The organism is Streptomyces sp. NPDC001927 (assembly GCF_053594455.1).
The window spans coordinates 50070-69273 of record NZ_JBSFEN010000015.1 but is presented as its reverse complement, the minus strand read 5'-3'; the positions used below and the strand labels follow the sequence as shown (position 1 = coordinate 69273).

15 protein-coding genes are annotated in these 19204 nt (G+C 73.3%); 11 read left to right on the top strand and 4 right to left on the bottom strand.

Going from position 1 to position 19204, the window contains the following annotated elements; genetic code table 11:
• Positions 1-225 precede the first annotated feature (225 nt).
• Entirely contained in the window at positions 226-3141 is a 2916-nt protein-coding gene (locus ACWCO8_RS33845; protein ID WP_451035426.1) for an AfsR/SARP family transcriptional regulator, read from the bottom strand.
• Between the two features lie 227 nt (positions 3142-3368).
• Here ACWCO8_RS33845 and ACWCO8_RS33840 point away from each other — a divergent pair, with 227 nt between their 5' ends.
• Entirely contained in the window at positions 3369-4184 is an 816-nt protein-coding gene (locus ACWCO8_RS33840; protein WP_451035425.1) for a hypothetical protein, read from the top strand.
• 24 nt (positions 4185-4208) lie between these two features.
• On the opposite strand, the gene ku is transcribed toward ACWCO8_RS33840, so the two are convergent.
• Positions 4209-5276 carry a non-homologous end joining protein Ku gene (gene ku / locus ACWCO8_RS33835; RefSeq protein WP_451035424.1) on the bottom strand — a complete coding sequence of 356 codons (1068 nt, stop codon included), beginning with the start codon at positions 5274-5276 and terminating at the stop codon, positions 4209-4211.
• Between the two features lie 49 nt (positions 5277-5325).
• Between ku and ligD the strand changes: the two genes are divergently transcribed.
• The 8 genes from ligD to ACWCO8_RS33795 all read left to right on the top strand — a co-directional run bounded on the left by ligD (position 5326) and on the right by ACWCO8_RS33795 (position 15246).
• Positions 5326-6210, top strand: coding sequence for a non-homologous end-joining DNA ligase (gene ligD / locus ACWCO8_RS33830; protein WP_451035423.1), 885 nt, complete (start codon positions 5326-5328; stop codon positions 6208-6210).
• Positions 6207-7112: an ATP-dependent DNA ligase gene (locus ACWCO8_RS33825; protein WP_451035422.1), complete on the top strand. Its 906-nt coding sequence runs from the start codon at positions 6207-6209 to the stop codon at positions 7110-7112. Before ligD ends, ACWCO8_RS33825 begins: the two co-directional genes overlap by 4 nt.
• A gap of 159 nt (positions 7113-7271) precedes the next feature.
• A complete protein-coding gene (locus ACWCO8_RS33820) occupies positions 7272-9365 on the top strand; it encodes a HEAT repeat domain-containing protein (protein WP_451035421.1) in 2094 nt (697 codons plus the stop codon).
• A 126-nt stretch (positions 9366-9491) separates the two neighbouring features.
• Complete coding sequence (locus ACWCO8_RS33815; RefSeq protein ID WP_451035420.1) at positions 9492-10178, top strand: class F sortase; 687 nt, start codon at positions 9492-9494, stop codon at positions 10176-10178.
• A 34-nt stretch (positions 10179-10212) separates the two neighbouring features.
• Entirely contained in the window at positions 10213-11043 is an 831-nt protein-coding gene (locus ACWCO8_RS33810) for a hypothetical protein (protein WP_451035419.1), read from the top strand.
• Positions 11040-12335: an ATP-binding protein gene (locus tag ACWCO8_RS33805; RefSeq protein WP_451035418.1), complete on the top strand. Its 1296-nt coding sequence runs from the start codon at positions 11040-11042 to the stop codon at positions 12333-12335. Before ACWCO8_RS33810 ends, ACWCO8_RS33805 begins: the two co-directional genes overlap by 4 nt.
• Before the next feature lie 65 nt (positions 12336-12400).
• Positions 12401-13780 carry an FtsW/RodA/SpoVE family cell cycle protein gene (locus ACWCO8_RS33800; RefSeq protein ID WP_451035417.1) on the top strand — a complete coding sequence of 460 codons (1380 nt, stop codon included), beginning with the start codon at positions 12401-12403 and terminating at the stop codon, positions 13778-13780.
• Positions 13777-15246 carry a penicillin-binding transpeptidase domain-containing protein gene (locus ACWCO8_RS33795; protein ID WP_451035416.1) on the top strand — a complete coding sequence of 490 codons (1470 nt, stop codon included), beginning with the start codon at positions 13777-13779 and terminating at the stop codon, positions 15244-15246. The genes ACWCO8_RS33800 and ACWCO8_RS33795 overlap by 4 nt, the downstream gene beginning before the upstream one ends.
• A 10-nt stretch (positions 15247-15256) precedes the next feature.
• Here the strand turns inward: ACWCO8_RS33795 and ACWCO8_RS33790 are convergent, their stop codons facing one another.
• Both ACWCO8_RS33790 and ACWCO8_RS33785 read right to left on the bottom strand, forming a co-directional pair.
• On the bottom strand, positions 15257-16111 hold the full coding sequence (locus tag ACWCO8_RS33790; RefSeq protein WP_451035415.1) for a hypothetical protein: 855 nt from the start codon (positions 16109-16111) through the stop codon (positions 15257-15259).
• A 78-nt stretch (positions 16112-16189) separates the two neighbouring features.
• Entirely contained in the window at positions 16190-17299 is a 1110-nt protein-coding gene (locus ACWCO8_RS33785) for a ferritin-like domain-containing protein (protein WP_451035414.1), read from the bottom strand.
• Positions 17300-17480: 181 nt separating this feature from the next.
• Here ACWCO8_RS33785 and ACWCO8_RS33780 point away from each other — a divergent pair, with 181 nt between their 5' ends.
• Positions 17481-18416 (top strand): AurF N-oxygenase family protein, encoded by a 936-nt coding sequence (locus ACWCO8_RS33780; RefSeq protein ID WP_451035413.1) that lies wholly within the window; start codon positions 17481-17483, stop codon positions 18414-18416.
• A 45-nt stretch (positions 18417-18461) separates the two neighbouring features.
• Positions 18462-19184: a TetR/AcrR family transcriptional regulator gene (locus ACWCO8_RS33775; protein ID WP_451035412.1), complete on the top strand. Its 723-nt coding sequence runs from the start codon at positions 18462-18464 to the stop codon at positions 19182-19184.
• Positions 19185-19204 lie beyond the last annotated feature (20 nt).

The following is a 19204-nucleotide window of genomic DNA, read 5'->3' as shown; positions in this document are numbered from 1 at the left end:
CGGGCGACGAAAAGGCCTGGACCTTGGACTCGACCGGAAACCGTCGCTCGGATCGGTCCTCCGGTGGGCGCAACGGAGATCGTCGTGGCGCGATCTCGTCGGTGGCCACGGCACGTGCGTCCTGCTTCCCTGGTCGGATCGGGGCCAGCAGCGTAGGCAGGGCGCAGTGCCGAAAAAGTGACGTCCCTCGGGAAGTCCCGTACGTCATCGGCCGGTTCCGGTGCGTCATCGGCCACCGCCGGGAACGTCGTCGACGGATTCGGGCGCCGCGAGGCGCGCGAGCCGGTCGCGCACCTGCCGGGCGTCGGGGTGCCCCAAGTGCATGAAGAGCTCGGCGGCTTCGCGCCAGGCCGCCGTGGCGGCCACCGGGTCCCCGGCGCCCTCGTGGCTGTCGCCGATGTGCGTGAGGGTGTCGGCCTGGAGGCTGAGGTCGCCGACGGCGCGGTAGAGGGCGAGCGCCTTGTCGTAGGCGGCGAGGGCCTCGGGGAACTCGCCGCGGTGGTGCCGGGCGTAGCCGACGCTGTCCCAGGCGGCCGCCTCGCCGTTGCGGTTCCCGTTCTCCCGGTGCAGGAGCACGGCCTTCCCGCAGTCGTCCAGGGCCTGTTCGTAGGCGCCGGTGAGGATGTGGGTCCAGCCGATCTCGTTGAGCACGGCCGCCGCGCCCGTGCGGTGTCCGGAGCTGTCGTAGAGCGCGGACGCCAGCCGGTAGTGCTCCAGCGCCCGCGTGTGGTGCCGCAGGCCGTTGCTGAGGAACGCCAGGCTGCGGTGCGCGGTCGCCTGGCCGTGCGGGTCGCTCGCGTCGGCGAAGCGGTCGAGGGCCCGGGTCAGCGTCTCGTGGGACTCCGCGTTCCGGCCGAGCCGGTGGTACGCGAACCCCAGCGCGCGCAGCGCGTACGCCTCGCCCGTGGTGTCGCCGTCCCGTCGCGCGGCGCTCAACGCCAGCTCCTGGATGCCGCGTTGTTCGTCCCAGCGGCCTGCCCGGTCGAGGAAGAGCTCCAGGGTGGCGGCGAGCCGCCAGCAGAGCCCGTCCCCCGCGCCGCCGTCCAGGGCGGCCCCCTCCACGGCGGCCAGCAGCACCTGGCGCTGCCGGTGCAGCCACTGGGCCGCCTGCCGCTCCCCGGTCAGCGCCTCCGGCACGACGCCCTCGCCCGGCGGCCGCACGGGAACGCGGTCGCGGTACGGGGCGAGCAGGGCGTCGGCCGCGTGGGCGGTGTGCAGATAGTGCTCGAACAGGCGGCGCCGGGCCCGGACCCGTATCCCCTCGTCGTCGCGGTCGAAGCTCAGCTCCCGCGCGAAGGCCCGCAGCAGCTCGTGGCAGGAGAAGCGGCCCGGCGCGTCCTCCGTCAGCAGGCCGCTGTCGAGGAGTTCACCGAGCAGGCGGCGCGCGTCCCCGGCCGGCACCCCGGCCAGGCTCGCGGCGGTGGCCACGGAGAGCTCGGGGCCCGAGTGCGCGCCGCCGATCAGCCGGAACAGCTGCTTGGCGGCCTGGCTGAGGCCGCGGCAGGACCAGGAGAAGACGCTACGCGCGTCGACCTGGGCGTCGCTGCTGGTGAAGGCGTCCAAGCTGCCCCGGGCGGCGCGCAGTTCGTCGGCGACCGTCTCCAGGGCGAACCGGGGGTTGAGCAGGGCGCGGGCGGCCACGATGGCGAGGGCGAGCGGCAGGTGTCCGCACAGCTCGACGATGGCCTCGGCGGCCGCGGGCTCGGCGGCGATCCGCTCCGCGCCGAGGCGCCGGGTCAGGAACTCGACGCCCTCGGCGAGGGAGAGCCCCTCCAGGCCGATGAAGCGCACGGTGTGGGTGACGACGAGCCCGTCGAGGCGGTGCCGGCTCGTGATGAGCGTCAGCGAGCCGGGGGCGCCCGGAAGCAGCGGCCGCACCTGCTCGGAGTCGCGGGCGTTGTCGAGCAGGATCAGGAGCCTGCGGGGGGCCAGCAGGCTGCGGTAGAAGGCCGGGAGGGCCTCGGGGTCGTCGGGCACCCGCTGGGGCGGGACCCCGAGCGCGGAGACGACCTCGCGCATGACGTCGGGGGCGGCCAGCGGCTCCATCGTCGGGTGGAAGCCGCGGAGGTTCACGAAGAGCTGGCCGTCGGGGAAGCGGTGCGCCACCTCGTGGGCCCAGTGGACGGCGAGCGTGGTCTTGCCGACGCCGGCCATGCCGCTGATCGCGGCGACGGCGGGGGCGGTCTTCCCGGGATCGGTCTCGGGGCGCGCGTCCAGCAGCCCGCCGGAGAGCGCCAGTTCGGCCCGCCTCCCGGCGAAGGTGGCGATGTCGGAGGGAAGTTGAGCGGGGAGAAGTTGGGGAGCGGGCCGGTCGGCCGTCGCTTCGGGGTCCTGCTCCCCGGCGGCCGGGACGGGCACGGGCGCGGGTACGGGGACGGTCACAGGGACCGCCTGTCTGAGGACGCGTTCGTGCGCCGCGCGGAGCTCGGGGCCCGGGTCGACGCCGAGCTCCCCGACGAGCCGCGCGCGGACCGACTCGTGGACGGCCAGGGCCTCGGCCTGCCGGCCGAGCGCGGCGAGCACGGTGACGAGCCGGGCGTGCAGGGCCTCGTCGAACGGGTAGTGGTGGACCGCCTGGTGGAGCAGGGCGAGGACCCGCTCGCCGTGGGCGTGGTCCGTCACCAGGGCCGCGTCGGCGGCCTCCTTCACGGTGGCCAGGTACTCCTGGTTGAGCGCGGTGAAGAGCGGGTGCGCGGCGACCCTCGGGGCAAGGCCGGTCCCGGCGGGGCCGCCCCACATCCCGAGCGCGTCGACGAGGAGGTCCACGCTCCGCGCGCCGTCCCCGGCCGCCGTGGCCCGGCGGGCGTCCTCGCGCAGGGACCGGAAGTGCAGCAGGTCGAGCTCGCCGGGGCCGACCGGCAGCCGGTAGCCGCCCGCGCCCCGGAGCAGGCGCCTGGCGTCCGCCCGGCTGGGCAGCTCGGGCTCCAGGAGCCTGCGGAGCGCGCCGACATGGCGGTGGACCACGTTGACGGCGCTGCCCGGCGGCTCCTCCCACAGGGCGTCGATCACCTCCTGCGGGGTCAGGAGCTGTCCGGCCCTCGCCAACAGCAGAGCCAGCAGGGCCTGTTGTTTCGGGGGCCCCAGGGTCAGCTCGGTGTCCCCCCGCCATACCCGCACCGGCCCCAGGATCCGGTAGTGCATGCTGTCGCCTCACCTCTCGGCGGTGCCGACGGCTCGTGACCCCACCGCGCACCGATCGCGCCCGGTGGTCGTCTCGGGCCGCTGAAAACGCTCTCACACACCGGCGTTCGCACCGGTGTTCGTACACGCTATGCGGCGGAGCAGGGTGATCCGCAAGCTGGGAGCCTCGGCGTTTCCGTCACGTAATCTTTGGCGATCCGGCCAACCGGGAGCAGACGGGACAACGCATGGCAACACTTCTCTACGTCACCGACCTCGGCTATCAGGCGCGCGGGCGCCGGTACTGCGACGAGGACATCTGGCTCTCGGGGCGGCTGCGCGAGGAGTTCACGGTCGCGCTCTGCCATCCGCTGGACGCGGCCGGGCTCATGGACCGCTTCGACGCGGTGGTCGTCCGCAACAGCGGGCCCGTCCTGCACTACCAGGAGGCGTACGACGCGTTCACGCGCGCGGCCCGCGCGAGCGGGGTGCGGGTGTTCAACTCCCTCACCGGCAAGGGAGACATGGCCGGAAAGGACTACCTCCTGCGGCTGTCGAGGGAGGGATTTCCGGTCATTCCGACGGCGGGCCGCCGCGACGAGTTCGACCGGCTCCCGGAGGCCGCGGAGTACGTCGTGAAGCCGCTGCTCGGGGCGGACTCGGTGGGCCTGCGGTTCGTGGACCGGGACCGGCTCGGGGAGGTGGACCCGGCCGGGATGCTCGTACAGCCGCGCATCCCGTTCACGTACGAGGTCTCCTTCTACTTCGTCGGGCCGGCCTTCCAGTACGCGCTGTACGCGCCCGATCCGGAGGCCCGCTGGGTCCTTCAGCGGTACGAACCGACCGCCGCCGACCTGGAGTTCGCGCAGCGGTTCGTGGACTGGAACGACCTGGCGCACGGGATCCAGCGGGTGGATGCCTGCCGGGCGCCGGACGGGGAGCTGCTGCTCGTGGAGCTGGAGGACCTCAATCCGTACCTCTCGCTCGACCTGACCGGCGAGGCCGAGCGGGAGGCCTTCGTCGCGGCGATGAAGGCCTCCCTGCGGGAGCTGGTCACGTCCTAGCCGGGAAGGAGAGGCGGCCGCCGCTCAGGCCGAGCGCTTGCGCGGCGCCGCCTTCTTGGCGGGCGTCGAGGCCTTCTTCGCGGCGGCCTTCTCCGTGGTCTTGGCCGTGGTCTTCTTCGCGGTGGACTTCGCCGTCGGCTTGGCGGTGGACTTCGCGGTGGACTTCTTCGCCGTGGACTTGCGGGCCGGGGCGGCCGTCTTCTTGGCCGCCGTCTTCGCCGTGGACTTCCGCGCCCCCGTCTCCTTCGGGGTGCGCGGCGCGCTCTTGCGGGGCGCCAGCTCGGTGACGTCGGCGACGCCGCCGCTCTCGCCGCGCGCCTCCTTCGCCGCCCGGACGCTGTTCTCCAGGGCCGCCATCAGGTCGATGACCTGGCCGCCGCCCTCCGCCTCGGGCTCCGGTGGCGCGACCGCCGCGCCGCCCTCCGCCTTGGCGGCGATCATCCGCTCGACCGCCTCCCGGTAGTCGTCGTGCAGGGTGCTGATGTCGACCTCGCCGAGCGTGGCCATCAGGGCGTCCGCCAGGTCGAGTTCGGCGTCCCGCACCTGGACCGGGGTCTCCGGGGCCACCCCCTCGGGCGCCCGGATCTCGTCCGGCCAGAGCAGCCCGTGCATGGCGATCACGTCGTCCACGACCCGGAGCATCCCGAGCCGCTCCCGCCCGCGCAGCGCGTACTTGGCGACCGCCACCTTCTCGCTCCGCTTCAGCGCCTCGCGCAGCAGGATGTACGGCTTGGCGGCCGGCACCCCGCTCGCGGAGAGGTAGTACGCGGCGTCCATCTGGAGCGGGTCGATCTCCCCGGCCGGCACGAAGGCCACGATCTCGATCGTCTTGGCCGTCGGCAGCGGCAGCGCCGCCAGGTCCTCGTCCGTGATCGGGATCATGGTCCCGTCGGACTCCTCGTAGGCCTTGCCGATCTCCGCCTGCGAGACCTCCTCGCCGTCCAGCTCGCACACCTTGCGGTAGCGGATGCGGCCGCCGTCGGCCGCGTGGATCTGGCGGAAGGACACGGACCGGCTCTCGGTGGCGTTGACCAGCTTGATCGGGATGCTGACCAGGCCGAAGGAAATGGCGCCGTTCCATATGGATCGCACGTTTCATCCCTTTCGCACGACACTTCCGGATTCGTGGGATTCTCATCGTATGACGCCGATCACGGAGGTGGAGGGGCGTCGCCTCCCGCTGAGCAATCTGGACAAGGTCCTCCACCCGGCCACCGGCACCACCAAGGGCGAGCTGCTGCACTACTACGCGACCGTGGGGGCCGCGATCCTGCCCCATCTGCGCGACCGCCCGGTGTCCTTCCTGCGCTATCCGGACGGCCCGGAAGGGCAGCTCTTCTTCACCAAGAACCCGCCGCCCGGCACGCCCGCCTGGGTGAAGACCACCCCGGTCCCCCGCTCCGACGAGCCGCGCGCCCGGCAGGTCATGATCCAGGACCTCGCCTCGCTGATGTGGGCGGCGAACCTGGTCGTGGAGTTCCACACCCCGCAGTGGCGGGCCGACTCCCCCGCCGTCGCCGACCGCCTCGTCCTCGACCTCGACCCGGGGCCGCCCGCGACCGTCGTGGAGTGCTGCCGGGTCGCCCTCTGGCTGCGCGAGCGGCTCGCGTCGGACGGCCTGGAGGCCTTCGCCAAGACCTCCGGCGCCAAGGGGCTGCACCTGCTCGTGCCGCTGGAGCCGACGCCGTCCGACGCGGTCTCGGCGTACGCGAAGGAGCTGGCCGTGCGGGCCGAGGCGGACCACCCGGCGCTCGTCGTCCACCGGATGGCGAAGGCCCTGCGGCCCGGCAAGATCTTCGTCGACTTCAGCCAGAACGCGGCCGCCAAGACCACCGCGACCCCCTACACCCTGCGCGCCCGCCCGCTGCCGGCCGTCTCCGCCCCCGTGACCTGGGAGGAGGTCGAGGCGTGCGACGCGCCCGAACGGCTCGTGCTTCTGATGGACGACATCGCGCCACGTCTGGAGCGCTACGGGGAGCTGCTCGCCCCGCTCCTCGACCCGGACCGGGCCGGGGCCCTGCCATGACCCCGGCGCCCGCGACCGGCCCCGTCCTGCGGCCGCCCGTCGACGTGATGCGCCCCCGCCCGGCCGACGAGATCCCGGCACAGGGGAGCACGCCCGGGGGGTTCCAGTACTCCCTCAAGCTGGACGGATTCCGCGCCCTAGCCTTCGTCCTGGAGGAGCGCAGGGTCGTCCTCCAGTCGCGCTCGCACCGGGACCTCGCCCCGGAGTTCCCCGAGATCGCGGCGCACCTGGGCGAGGCGCTGCCGGCCGGGCTCGTCCTGGACGGGGAGCTGTGCGCGTACCGGGACGGGCGGCTGAGCTTCACCGATCTGCTCCGCTCGCCCGGCGACCGCAGGCGGTCGGGCGTCCCGGTCTCGTACATCGCCTTCGACGTCCTCGCCGTCCCCGGCCGGGACGTCCGGCCCCTGCCGCTCGCCGAGCGCTGGCGGCTGCTCGGGACGGCCCTGGAGGAGATCGACCCGCCCGTGCAGCGGGTCCTCGCGACGGTGGACGAGGAGACCGCGCGGGACTGGTTCCGCGAGCTGCGGGCGGTGGGCGTCGAGGGGGTCGTGGCGAAGGCGCTGCGCTCGCCGTACCGGGCGGGCGAGACGTGGTCCTGGCGGAAGGTCCGGCACGCGGACACCCTCGACGGCCTGCTCCTCGGCCTGGTCGGCCCGGTGGACCGGCCCCGGGCGCTGGTCGTCCGCCTCCCCGACGACCGTACGGTGACGACCTCGCCCAAGCTCACTCCGACGCAGGCCCGCGAGGTCGGGGCGCTCGCGGCGGGGCGGCTCGGGGCGGCCGTGGTCGACCCGGAGCACGGTCCCGTGACGCCGCTCGCGGAGCCGCTTCCGGTGGAGCTGCGGCAGCTGTCCGGGCGGCAGGAGACCGCCCGCTTCGTACGCGTACGGTCCGACGGATAGCCGTTGCCGCGGGCAACTCCGGGGGCCGTCGCCGCGGATGGCGCGATTCGAGCGGCCCGAGGGCGCTTCCGAGACCGCGTCCGGTCAGCGGGTCCTGGTTCACGGTGCGGTGGTGCACACTTGCGTCCTGGTACAGCTCACGGGGAAGGCGGCGGCCGCATGCTGACGGGGATCGAGGAGGTCGACTGGGCCTCATTGGGGCATGCTTACGGCCCTGCCGACGATGTACCGGGGATGCTGCGCGGACTCGCCGCGTCCGACCCCTCCGAACGGGAACTGGCCCTCGACGGGATGTACGGCGCGGTCCACCACCAGGGCGACGTGTACGACTCGACGCTCGCCTGCATCCCCTTCCTGCTCGAACTCGTCGCCGATCCCAAGGTCCAGGACCGGGGCGGCATCGTGGAGTTGCTCACCAGCATCGGCGGGATCGATCTGAGCGGCGAGGAGGAACTGGACGAACTCGACGCGGACGACGAGGAGTTCATCCCCGCCGCGAACTACGCCATGGCGGCGGCCGCCGTCGCGGCGGGCGCCGACGTCTTCCTCGGCCTTGTCGGCGACCCGGACCCCGAGGTCCGGCTCGCGGCGCCGTGCGCGCTCGCCTCGCTCCACCCGGACCCGGCCCGTGTGCTGACCCTGCTGCGGGAGCGACTGACGGTCGAGCGCGACACGGAGGTGCGGCTCGCCCTGGTGGAGGCCGTGGGGCGGATCGCCCGGCGACACGAGTCGCTGCGGGAGGAGACCGTCGACTGGCTGGGCTGGCTGACCCGCGCGGCCCAGGCGCCCGGGCTTCGGCTCGCGGCCCTCGCCCAGGTGGCCCGGTGCGCGCCGACCGAGGTCCCGGACGACGTGGTGGAGCGGGTGACGCGGCTCCTGGACGAGGTGCGGACCGCGCCGCCGGAGCCGGACACCCGGCCGGGCGGGTCGGCCGGGCAGGTCCGCGAGCTCTTCGAGGAGCGCTCGACCGGCCGCCCGACCCCGTGGACCGACGAGCTGATGCGGACCCTGCACACCGCGCTCGACGACCGGGTCGAGGAGCGGACCGCGCTGATCCTCGCCCAGCTCCGCAGCCCCGACCGCTGCCAGCGCCTGGACGCGATCTGGCTGTGCGGGGGGCTGATACGGGTCTGGCGCGGCCGGTACGAAGAGGTCGTACGGCTCGTCGGGGAGCAGCTCGCCGACCCCGAGCCGAGGCTGCGCGACGCGGCCACCTCGTTCCTCGAAGGCCTCTTCGAGCTGACCGGACCCGCGACGGACGCCCTCGCGGCCCGGCTCGCCCGCCGCCCCGACAGACCGGAGCGGCCGGAGTGGGCCGAACGCCTCGAAGGCCCGCCCGGTGGGCCGGACGGGCGCGCCAGGGCGCTGCTCGCCCTCGCCCGCTCCGGGGACGCCCGCGCCGTGCCCCCGCTCGCCCGCGCCCTGGTGGAGCCGGACGTACGCCGGGACCTGCTGTACGCCGTGCCCACGCTGGGACCGGCCGCCGCGCCGCTCGCGCCGCTGCTGCGCCGCAGGCTGGCCCGGGTCGATCTGGACGACCGGCTGTACGAGCACGCGGCGCCGCTGCTCTTCGCCCTGGCCTCGGTCCGGGGCGTGCAGGCGGTGCCCGAGGTGCTGCGGGTGCTGCGCGGGGCTCCGCCGAACCGGCGGGACTGGGTGCAGGAGGCGGCGCTCACGGCTCTGGCGGCCTTCGGTCCGGCCGCGCGGGCGGTGATCCCGGACGCGCGCGAGCTCCTGGAGAGCGAGGCGGCGGCGGTCTCGGCGCAGGCGGCGCTCACGCTCTGGTCGGTCGAAGGCGACCGCGAGGCCGTCCTGCCGACCCTCGCCGGCTGGCTGGGCCCCGACGCGCCGGCGCCGGACCGGTGCGCGGCGGCCCGGGCGCTCGGCGTGATCGGCCCGGCGGCGGCGCGCAGCGCGCCGGCCCTGCTCCCCGGCCTCGACTGCCGTGACCTGTGGGTACGGGTGCGCAGCGCGGCGGCCCTGTGGCGGGTGTCCGGGGACGCGGAGGCGGCGCTTCCGGTACTGCTCGACGCCTGGGAGGAGAACCGGCACGCGCGCGTGGACATCGCGGAGTGCCTGGCGGAGATGGGGCCCGCGGCGGGGGAGTCGGCGCGTTGGGTGATCCGCGCGGAGCTGGACCGGCGGCGGCGTCACAACGTGCGCGAGAGCGGTGGACACAGCAGCCATGACGTCCACGAGGACGAGAAGCTGCTGACCTTCTGCCGGGCGGCGCTCGACCGGATGGACCGGTAGGGCGGAGCCCGGGGGCGGCCGTGGCGGCTTCGTCGTGGGGCCTACGGCCCACTGTTACAAGGCCGCAATAGCGGACATTTAGCTTCGAATCCATCAGCTGTCACCGCCGAGGATCCGGAGCCGCCCATGCCGTCCGCGCCGCCCGTGCCACCCCTGCCGTCCGTGCCGTACCAGAGCGAGGCCACCACCCGAGCGCCCCGTCGCGGGCGGCGGCTGCTCGCCGGCTCCGCGCTCGCGCTCGCCCTCGGTGGCGGTCTGCTCGCCTGTTCGACCGTCGCGGGCGCCGCCCCGGGGCCCGTCGCCCCCGACGTCTCCGTGCGGAACGTCACAGCGGCTCCCTCGCGGCACGAGGCCCCGCCGATGACGGCCTCCGAGCCGACGCGGCTCGTCGTCCCGGCGGCGGGCGTGGACACCTCCCCCGTGCTCCGGCTCGGTCTGGACGCCGAGGGCGGCCTCCAGGTGCCCTCCGTCGACGAGGCCGAACAGGCGGGCTGGTACACAGGAGGGGTGACGCCGGGCGAGAAGGGGCCCGCCGTCCTGGTCGCGCACTACGACACGGCGAAGGGCCCGGCGCTCCTCCGCGACGTGGCGAAGGTGCGCACCGGGGACCTGATCCAGGTCGGCCGGGCGGACGGCTCCACAGCCGTCTTCGAGGTCCGCGAGATCCAGCAGGTCGACAAAAAGGACTTCCCTACGAATAAGGTCTATGGGAAGACGGACCGTCCCGAGCTGCGGCTGATCACCTGCGGCGGACCGATCGCGGACGGCCATCGGACCGACAACATCATCCTCTTCGCCGACCTCGTGAAGTGACGGGTCGCGGGGAGCAGACCCACCGAGGAGCAGAGTGAGAAGGCGCGGACTGCCGCTCGTCGCCGCCGTGGCCCTGGCCGTGGCGGCGCCGTTCGTGCTGTCCGGCTGCGGCACCGAGGGCGAGCTGAAGAGCGCCGGGGTCACCCCCACCGCCATCGGCCCCGTCCGTCTCTGGCCCGAGGTGCCGCCGGCCACCGAGCCGCCGCTCGACTACGGCGAGACCGACACCCAGTCCGTCCCCGGCATACGCGTGCCCGACAACGACGTCCGCCGGGTCGACGCCGTCGCGGTCGTCCGGGCCGAGGTGAACGCCCACCCGGACACGTACTCCGGCGCGGACGGCATGTACGAGGAGACGGCCCGGCAGATCGGCCGGTGCACCGCGGAGCCCGCGAAGTGCCCGGTCATGCGGGCGTACTACCGGGATCTGACCGGCAACGGCCGCGACGAGCTGATCGTCGGCATCCGGATGCCCGACCAGCAGATGGGCGTGCGGGTCTACACCGCCGAGAACAACGGGCTCACCCGGATCATGGCCACCGTCGACCAGGTGATCAGCGTGGAGCTGGCCGGCCGCGACCTGATCGTGCGGGCCGCCTCGGCCGGCATCCCGGGGTACGAGTACCGCACGGCCTGGTCCTGGGACGAGCAGCAGCGCGCGATGCTGCCGACCCGGGACGAGATCGTCCGCGTCAAGCCCCGGGGGCCGTCCACCTCGCCGGCGCCCGAGCCCCGGCTCGTCGAGCCCTCCCCGTCCAAGTCGCCGGTCGGCTCCTCGCGCGGGCCCGAGCCCTCGGCCTCCCCCGCGGCCCCGGGCTCGTCCTCCGCGTCCGGCTCCGACGACCCGTTCGTGGAGCCCTCGTGACGGCGCGCCGCGGGCGGCGGCGGCCGCGCCTGCCGGCCTGGACCGCGACGCTGACGTGGAAGTCCGCGGTCTTCATCACCGTCATGTGCTGCGCCCTGGCGGCGCTGCTCGGCGCCCTGGTCCATGTGTCGGTGGCGGGCCAGACCGAGGACGACTTCCGCGAGCGGGCGCTGGCCCGGCTCACCACCGCCTCCCGCGCGTACGAGGCGGGCGACCCGCTCCCCCGGGCCGCCGGGATCGACCCCGAGGGCCTGCCCGAGGAGCTGCGCGCGCTCGCCGTGCGCGGCGAGCGGGGCACGGTGGTCGAGGAGCACGAGGGCCGGCCGACGATGTGGGCGGCGGGACCGGCCGACGGCCGCGCCCTCGCCGTACGGATCGACTACTCCCCCGGCCGGGAGATCATCGAGGGCCTCGACCGGTCGATCCTGGGCTCCTCGGTCCTCGCGATCGGGGCGACGCTCCTCGTGGGCGCCTTCGCGGTCACCCGGGTCACCCGGCGGCTGCACCTGACCGCGCAGGTGGCGCGGCGGATCAGCGCGGGCGACCTCGACGCGCGCGTGGACGACCCGCGCACGAAGGACCCGGCGCGCCCGCAGGACGAGGTGGCCACGGTCTCCGGCGCGCTCGACACGATGGCCTCCTCGCTGCAGCGCAAGCTGCAGACCGAGCAGCGCTTCACGGCGGACGTGGCGCACGAGCTGCGCACCCCGCTGACCGGCCTCTCCGCGGCGGCCGAACTCCTGCCGGAGGGGCGGCCGTCGGAGCTGGTCAGGGACCGGGTCCGGGCGATGCGCTCGCTGACCGAGGACCTCCTGGAGATCTCCCGGCTCGACGCCCGCAACGAGACCGTGGACCTGGCGATGCACGATCTCGCCACGGTCGCCCGGGGCGTGGTGCGGGCGTCCGGCACCGAGACCGAGGTGCGGGTCCTGCGCGAGGCGACGGTCGAGACGGACCGGCGGCGCCTGGAGCGGGTCCTCGGCAACCTCGTCGCCAACGCGCACCGGCACGGCGCCCCGCCGGTCGTCCTGACCGTGGACGGCGCCGTCGTGACCGTACGGGACCACGGTCCTGGATACCCGGAGTACCTGCCGGCGACCGGGCCGCAGCGGTTCCGTACCGAGAGCGGCGGCAAGGGACACGGACTCGGGCTCACGATCGCGGCCGGGCAGGCCGAAGTGATCGGCGCGAAGCTGGTCTTCGCCGACGCCCCGGACGGCGGCGCCCTGGCGCGGCTGACGCTGCCGGAGTACGTACGGCTCGCCGAGCCGGACGAGGATCCGGAGCCCTGACGCCCGTGACGGCACACCGTCACACATAAGGGATATAAGCCATATCGCTTGCTACGTTGCGGTTCATGACCGCAACGACGGCGGACGCTCCCCCGCCCGGGCTACGCATCCCGAAGCGCCGCGGCGTGGAACTCTCCCTCCTCGTCTGCGCCGTCCTCATCTCCGTCCTGGGGTACGTGGACGTCGGCCTGGCCCACAACGGCGCGGTGCCTCCGGACGCGCTGCGCTACGGGGCCGGTCTGGGCGGACTCGCGCTCCTCGCCCATCTCGCCGTACGGTTCCGGGCGCCGTACGCCGATCCGCTGCTGCTGCCGATCGCGGTCCTGCTCAACGGCCTCGGCCTGGTGCTGATCTACCGGCTCGACCTGGAGACCCCGAAGGACCAGGCGGCCTTCGCGCAGCTGGTCTGGTCGGCGCTCGGGGTGGCCCTCTTCGGCGCGGTCGTGGTGCTGCTGCGCGACCACCGGGTGCTCCAGCGGTACGCGTACCTCTCGATGGCCAGCGCCCTGGTCCTGATGCTCGTACCGATCTTCTTCCCGGCGGTCAACGGGGCGAAGATCTGGATCCGGATCGACGGACTCTCCTTCCAGCCGGGCGAGTTCGCCAAGATCCTGCTCGCCGTCTTCTTCGCCGCCTACCTGGCGGCCAACCGCAACGCGCTCGCGTACACAGGCCGCAGGATCTGGCGGCTCCAGCTGCCCACCGGCCGGGTGCTCGGGCCGATCGCGGCGATCTGGCTGCTGAGCGTGGGCGTGCTGATCCTGGAGCGGGACCTCGGCACCTCGCTGCTCTTCTTCGGCCTCTTCGTGATCATGCTGTACGTGGCCACGGGCCGGACCGGCTGGATCGCGGTCGGGCTGCTCCTGGCGGGCGTCGGGGCGTTCGCGGTCGGCTCGGTCGAACCGCATGTGCACAGCCGCGTCGAGGACTGGCTGAGCCCGTACGCCTCGATCGAGGCGGGCGACGGGCCGGGCCAGCTCGCGCAGTCGCTGTTCGCCTTCGCGGCGGGCGGGATGTTCGGCACCGGCCTCGGCCTCGGCCACTCGATCCTGATCGGCTTCGCCGCCAAGTCCGACTTCATCCTGGCGACGGCGGGCGAGGAGCTGGGCCTGGTCGGCCTCACCGCCCTGTTCCTGCTGTACGCGCTGCTCGTCGCACGCGGCTACCGCGCCGGGCTCGCCCTGCGCGACCCCTTCGGGCGGCTGCTCGCGATCGGCCTCGCCTCGATCCTGGCCCTCCAGGTCTTCGTGATCGCCGGCGGGGTGATGGGCCTGATCCCGCTGACCGGCATGGCGATGCCGTTCCTCGCGCAGGGCGGCTCGTCCGTCGTGACCAACTGGATCATCGTGGCGCTCCTCATCCGGGTCAGCGACTCGGCCCGCGCGCCCCGCCCGGAGCTGGTCGAGACCGGGGTCATCGCGCCGATCGTGGAGGACGCCCGGTGATCCCGTACATCCGGCGCGCGGCGGCGCTCTGTCTGGTCCTGCTCGTGGCGCTGCTCGTCAACGCGGCGCGGGTGATGGTCGTGCAGTCCGACTCGCTGGACGAGAACCCGGCCAACCGGCGGGTGGCGATCTCCCGTTGGGGCGAGCCGCGCGGCGAGATCGTGGTCGACGGGCGGCCGGTGACCGGCTCGCGCGACAGCGGCCAGCAGCTGCGCTACGAACGCACCTACAAGCAGGGCCCGTTGTACGCGCCGGTGACCGGCTTCGCCTCGCAGACGTACGGTACGACGTTCGTGGAGCACGCCGAGGACGGCATCCTGGCGGGTACGGACCCGCTGCTCGCGCCGTTCCCGTTCTGGAACGACCTCAGCCGGGGCCGGCAGGCGGGCGGCGACGTGGTGACCACGATCCGGGCGTCCATGCAGCAGGCCGCGTACCGGGGGCTCGGCGGGAAGCGGGGCGCGGTGGCGGCCGTCGAGCCGTCGAGCGGCCGGATCCTGGCGCTCGTCTCCTCCCCCTCGTACGAACCGGGCGAACTGTCCGGTACGGGCGACGGGGTCAAGGGGGCCTGGGCCCGGCTCACCACCTCGCCGAACCAGCCGATGCTGAACCGGGCGATCCGGCAGACGTATCCGCCCGGCTCCACGTTCAAGATCGTGACGGCGGCGGCCGCGCTCGACGCGGGCACGGTGACGGACGTCGAGGCGCCGACGGACACCCCGGACCCGTTCGTCCTGCCGGGGACCCGGCAGGTGCTGCCGAACGCGGCCACCGGCTGCGGCAACGCGTCCCTGGCGTACGCGCTCCAGTGGTCCTGCAACACGGTGATGGCGGGGCTCGGGGTGGACGTGGGGCTCACCGGGATGGTGGAGGCGGTCGAGAAGTTCGGCTTCAACGACGTCGGCCTGACGATCCCGTCCTGGGTGGCCAAGTCCAACTTCGACCGCGCGATGAGCGACGACCAGCTGGCGCTCTCCTCCATCGGCCAGTTCGACACGACGGCGACGCCGCTGCAGATGGCACTGGTGGCGGCGGCGGTCGCCAACAACGGGGAGATCGCCCACCCGTACCTGGTCGAGCGGACGACGACGGCGCGCGGCACGACGGTCGACACGACCGGCCGCCGCAGCTACCGGCAGGCGATGCGCCCCTCGACCGCGACCCAGCTGCAGCGGCTGATGGTCAGGGCGGTCGAGGAGGGCACGGGCAGCAACGCCGCGATCCCGGGGGCCACGGTCGGCGGCAAGACGGGCACGGCCCAGCACGGCCTGGGCAACACCGGCACTCCGTACGCCTGGTTCATCGCCTGGGCCCAGGCCGCGGACGCGGCCCAGCCGGCGGTGGCGGTCGCGGTCGTCGTCGAGGACGCCGAGGCCAGGCGTACGGAGATCAGCGGCGGCGGCAGCGCGGCGCCGATCGCCCGCGCGGTGATGGAGGAGGCGCTGCGCGCCAAGGCCAACCGCTAGTCGATCGGGCTTACTTGATCGGCTTCCGCATCTCGGCGCGGACCTTCGCCGTGGTCTCGGCGAGCTCCGCCAGGTCGACGTCGTACGGGTCGGCGGTGGCCGACTCGGTGGTGACGACGGCGACGAAGGAGGCCGTGTTCTCGTCGCCCCAGGCGCACATGGGGAGAGTCGCGGTCCCGGTGGCGTCCTTGGTGGTCGTGACCTGGCAGCTGACGGTCACGTCGTGACCGGCCGGCTTGAAGTCCTTGGGCTTGATCACGAGCGTGCTGCCCTTGTCCTTCGCCGCGCCGGAGAGGATCGAGGCGCGGGTGAGGGCCGGGTTCTTGATCCTGCCGTGGAAGCCGGAGACGACGAGGACGGAGCTCTCCTTGCCCGTGTACTGGGCGATGGCCGCCTTGGGGTCCTTGACCGTGGGGTCGTAGGTGTCCTCGACCTCCTTGCCCTCGGTCTCGGAGGCGTCGTTGGTGAGCGTGAACTGCCCGTCCAGGAGCGTCTTGGGCACGACCAGCTCGTGCGTCGCCTCCGGGAAGTCGCCGGTGACCCCGGCCCCGTCGAGGACGAGCTTGCCCGCGTAGCCGAGGCCGGCCACGACGGCCAGGGAGCCGACGACGATGCCGACGATCAGCCCGGTGCGCTTCTTCTTCGGCGGCGGCCCCATCGGCGGCTGCCCCCAGCCGCCGGCGCCGGGCCCCGGGTACTGCTGGGGGATGCCGGGCTGCTGCGGGTAGCCCTGGTGCGGCGGGCCGTAGGGCCCGGGCTGGGGCATCCCCTGCGGCGGACCGTACGGCCCCGGCTGCTGCGGGGGCGGTACGGGACCGCCGTAGGGGTTGTGCGGCGGCTGGTTCGGCGGTGGCGGCATGCTCATGGCGGGCACGGTACGTCACCGGCGTGAACACCGGGAATCCCGGGTGCCGGTCGTGTCGGGGAGGACCGAGCGGGCGACCTACCCCTCCGCCCCGCCCTGCGCGATCGCCTCCGCGACCTCGGCGACCCGCTCCCGCTCCTCCACCTCGAAGCGTTCGCGGTCGAGGGCCTCCGCGATCTCCTCGTCCTGGCTCATCAGCAGGTCCAGGTTCGAGTCGCCGAGGTCGAAGACGCCCATGTCCAGATAGGTCTTCTGGAGCCGCTCGCCCCACAGGCCGATGTCCTTGACGCACGGGACGATCCGGCTGAAGAGCAGCTTGCGGAAGAGGTGCAGGAACTCGTTCTGCTCGCTGTACTCCTCCGCCTCCTTGCGCCCGATGCCGAAGTTCTCCAGGACCTCGATCCCGCGCAGCCGGTCCCGCATCAGGTAGCAGCCCTCGATCACGAACTCCTCGCGCTCGCGCAGTTCCGCGTCCGACAGCTGCTTGTAGTAGTCGCGCAGCGCCATCCGGCCGAAGGCCACGTGCCGGGCCTCGTCCTGCATCACGTACGCCAGGATCTGCTTGGGCAGCGGCTTGTCGGTGGTGTCGCGGATCATGCCGAAGGCGGCGAGCGCCAGGCCCTCGATGAGGACCTGCATGCCGAGGTAGGGCATGTCCCAGCGGGAGTCGCGCAGGGTGTCGCCGAGCAGGCTCTGGAGGTTGTCGTTGATCGGGTAGAGCATCCCGATCTTCTCGTGCAGGAAGCGGCTGTAGACCTCCGCGTGCCGCGCCTCGTCCATCGTCTGCGTCGCGGAGTAGAACTTGGCGTCGAGGTCGGGGACGGACTCGACGATCCGCGCGGCGCAGACCATCGCGCCCTGCTCGCCGTGGAGGAACTGGCTGAACTGCCAGGAGGCGTAGTGCCGGCGCAGCTCGCCCTTGTCCTTCTCGGTCATCTTCGCCCAGTGGCGGGTGCCGTGGAGGGTCAAGACGTCGTCGGGGGTGCCGAGCGGGTCGTACGGATCGACCTCCAGCTCCCAGGCGATGCGTTTGTTGCCGTCCCACTGCTTGTCCTTGCCCTTCTGGTAGAGGGCGAGGAGGCGTTCCCTTCCGTCGTCGTAGTCCCAGCTGAAGCGGGCCGAACCGGTCGCGGGGACCTGCCAGATGGGGTCCCCGGGGGCTTTCGTGTAGAGGTCGCGCGTCGACACTGACGACTCCTTGCTCTCGACTCGACTGCTCGCCGGACGTGGTCCTCCCGGCAGGCTGACACCTTGGTAGACATCGGGTCAACAAGTCGTGCGCAAGGGATTGACGCACTTGCTGACGAGCAGTCTCATAAAGGCGACCGCCGGTAACTCGACCGCGAGCACAGCGAGGTGTCGTACCGTCATGACCACCCGTACCGAGCTGGACTTCACCCTCCTGCGGGACGCCCTCGGCCCGCTCCGCGACCGTGAGCAGGTCGCGGCGCGACTCCTCGAGTCCTCCCTGAAGCACTCCTTCGACCCGGAGACCGAACTCGACTGGGCCGCGCCCCTCGAGGACGGCAAGTGGTTCTGGCCGCCCGAGCTGGTCTCCCTCTACGACACCCCGATGTGGCGGCGGATGTCCGAGGAGCAGCGGATGGACCTCGCCCGGCACGAGGCCGCCTCGATCGCCTCGCTCGGCATCTGGTTCGAGATCATCCTGATGCAGCTGCTCGTCCGGCACATCTACGACAAGTCCCTGACCAGCGACCATGTGCGGTACGCCCTCACCGAGATCGCCGACGAGTGCCGGCACTCGATGATGTTCGCCCGGATGATCCAGAAGGGCGGCACGCCCGCCTACCCGGTGCCGCGGATCTACCACAACCTGGGCCGCGTCCTGAAGACCGTCTCCACCACCCCCGGCTCCTTCGCCGCCACCCTCCTCGGCGAGGAGATCCTGGACTGGATGCAGCGGCTGACCTTCCCGGACGAGCGGGTCCAGACGCTGGTACGCGGCGTCACCCGCATCCATGTCGTCGAGGAGGCGCGGCACGTCCGGTACGCCCGCGAGGAGCTGCGGCGCCAGATGATCACCGCGCCGCGCTGGGAGCGGGAGTTCACCCGGCTCAGCTGCGGCGAGGCCGCCCGGGTCTTCTCCACCTGCTTCATCAACCCCCAGGTGTACGACAACGTGGGCCTGGACCGCCGCCAGGCCGTCGCCCAGGTCCGGGCGAGCGGCCACCGCCGAGAGGTCATGCAGTCCGGCGCCAAGCGGCTCACGGACTTCCTGGACGACATCGGCGTGCTCCGGGGCCCGGGGCGCCGCCTCTGGAAGGCCTCCGGACTACTGGCCTGAGACCGGCACCCCTCCTTGTCACCACGCGGAGCTACCCTGCGAGGCATGACCAGTGCCGCCTCGCCCGCGTACCGCCGGCTCAGCGTCGAGGAGCGCCGGGGGCAGCTCCTCGCCGCCGCCCTGACGCTCTTCGCGCACCGCGCGCCCGACGAGGTCTCCCTCGACGACGTCGCCGAGGCGGCGGGCGTCTCGCGGCCGCTGGTCTACCGCTACTTCCCCGGCGGCAAGCAGCAGCTGTACGAGGCGGCCCTGCGCTCCTCCGCCGACGCGCTGGAGCGCTGCTTCGCCGAGCCGCCGTCCGGGCCGCCCACCGAGCGGCTCGGCCGGGTCCTCGACCGGTACCTGGCCTTCGTGGACGGGCACGACGCCGGCTTCAGCGCCCTCCTCCAGGGCGGCAGCGTCGCCGAGACCTCCCGGACCACGGCGATCGTGGACGAGGTCCGGCGGGCCGCGGCGGAGCAGATCCTCGTCCACCTGGGGGTGGACCAGCCGGGACCCCGGATGCGGATGATGGTCCGCACCTGGATCGCGGCCGTGGAGGCCGCCTCGCTGATCTGGCTGGACGAGGAGAAGCAGCCACCGGCCCGTGAGCTGCGGGACTGGTTGGTCGACCACCTCGTCGCGCTGCTCGCGGCCACGGCCGCGACCGACGCGGAGACGGCCTCGGTGGTCAAGAAGCTTCTCGCGCAGGAGAGACCCGACGGGCCGGTCGGGACCCTGGCGCGGCGGGTGACACCCGTGGTGAGCGAGGCCGCTCACCTGCTGTGAGGCCGGTGTGTACGAGACTG

Coding starts and splice junctions, on each gene's coding strand:
- ACWCO8_RS33845 (WP_451035426.1), bottom strand. CDS start 3,141: ATGCACTACCGGATCCTGGGGCCGGTGCGGGTATGGCGGGGGGACACC.
- ACWCO8_RS33825 (WP_451035422.1), top strand. CDS start 6,207: ATGACCCCGGCGCCCGCGACCGGCCCCGTCCTGCGGCCGCCCGTCGAC.
- ACWCO8_RS33840 (WP_451035425.1), top strand. CDS start 3,369: ATGGCAACACTTCTCTACGTCACCGACCTCGGCTATCAGGCGCGCGGG.
- ACWCO8_RS33780 (WP_451035413.1), top strand. CDS start 17,481: ATGACCACCCGTACCGAGCTGGACTTCACCCTCCTGCGGGACGCCCTC.
- ACWCO8_RS33800 (WP_451035417.1), top strand. CDS start 12,401: ATGACCGCAACGACGGCGGACGCTCCCCCGCCCGGGCTACGCATCCCG.
- ACWCO8_RS33775 (WP_451035412.1), top strand. CDS start 18,462: ATGACCAGTGCCGCCTCGCCCGCGTACCGCCGGCTCAGCGTCGAGGAG.
- ACWCO8_RS33790 (WP_451035415.1), bottom strand. CDS start 16,111: ATGAGCATGCCGCCACCGCCGAACCAGCCGCCGCACAACCCCTACGGC.
- ACWCO8_RS33815 (WP_451035420.1), top strand. CDS start 9,492: ATGCCGTCCGCGCCGCCCGTGCCACCCCTGCCGTCCGTGCCGTACCAG.
- ACWCO8_RS33820 (WP_451035421.1), top strand. CDS start 7,272: ATGCTGACGGGGATCGAGGAGGTCGACTGGGCCTCATTGGGGCATGCT.
- ligD (WP_451035423.1), top strand. CDS start 5,326: ATGACGCCGATCACGGAGGTGGAGGGGCGTCGCCTCCCGCTGAGCAAT.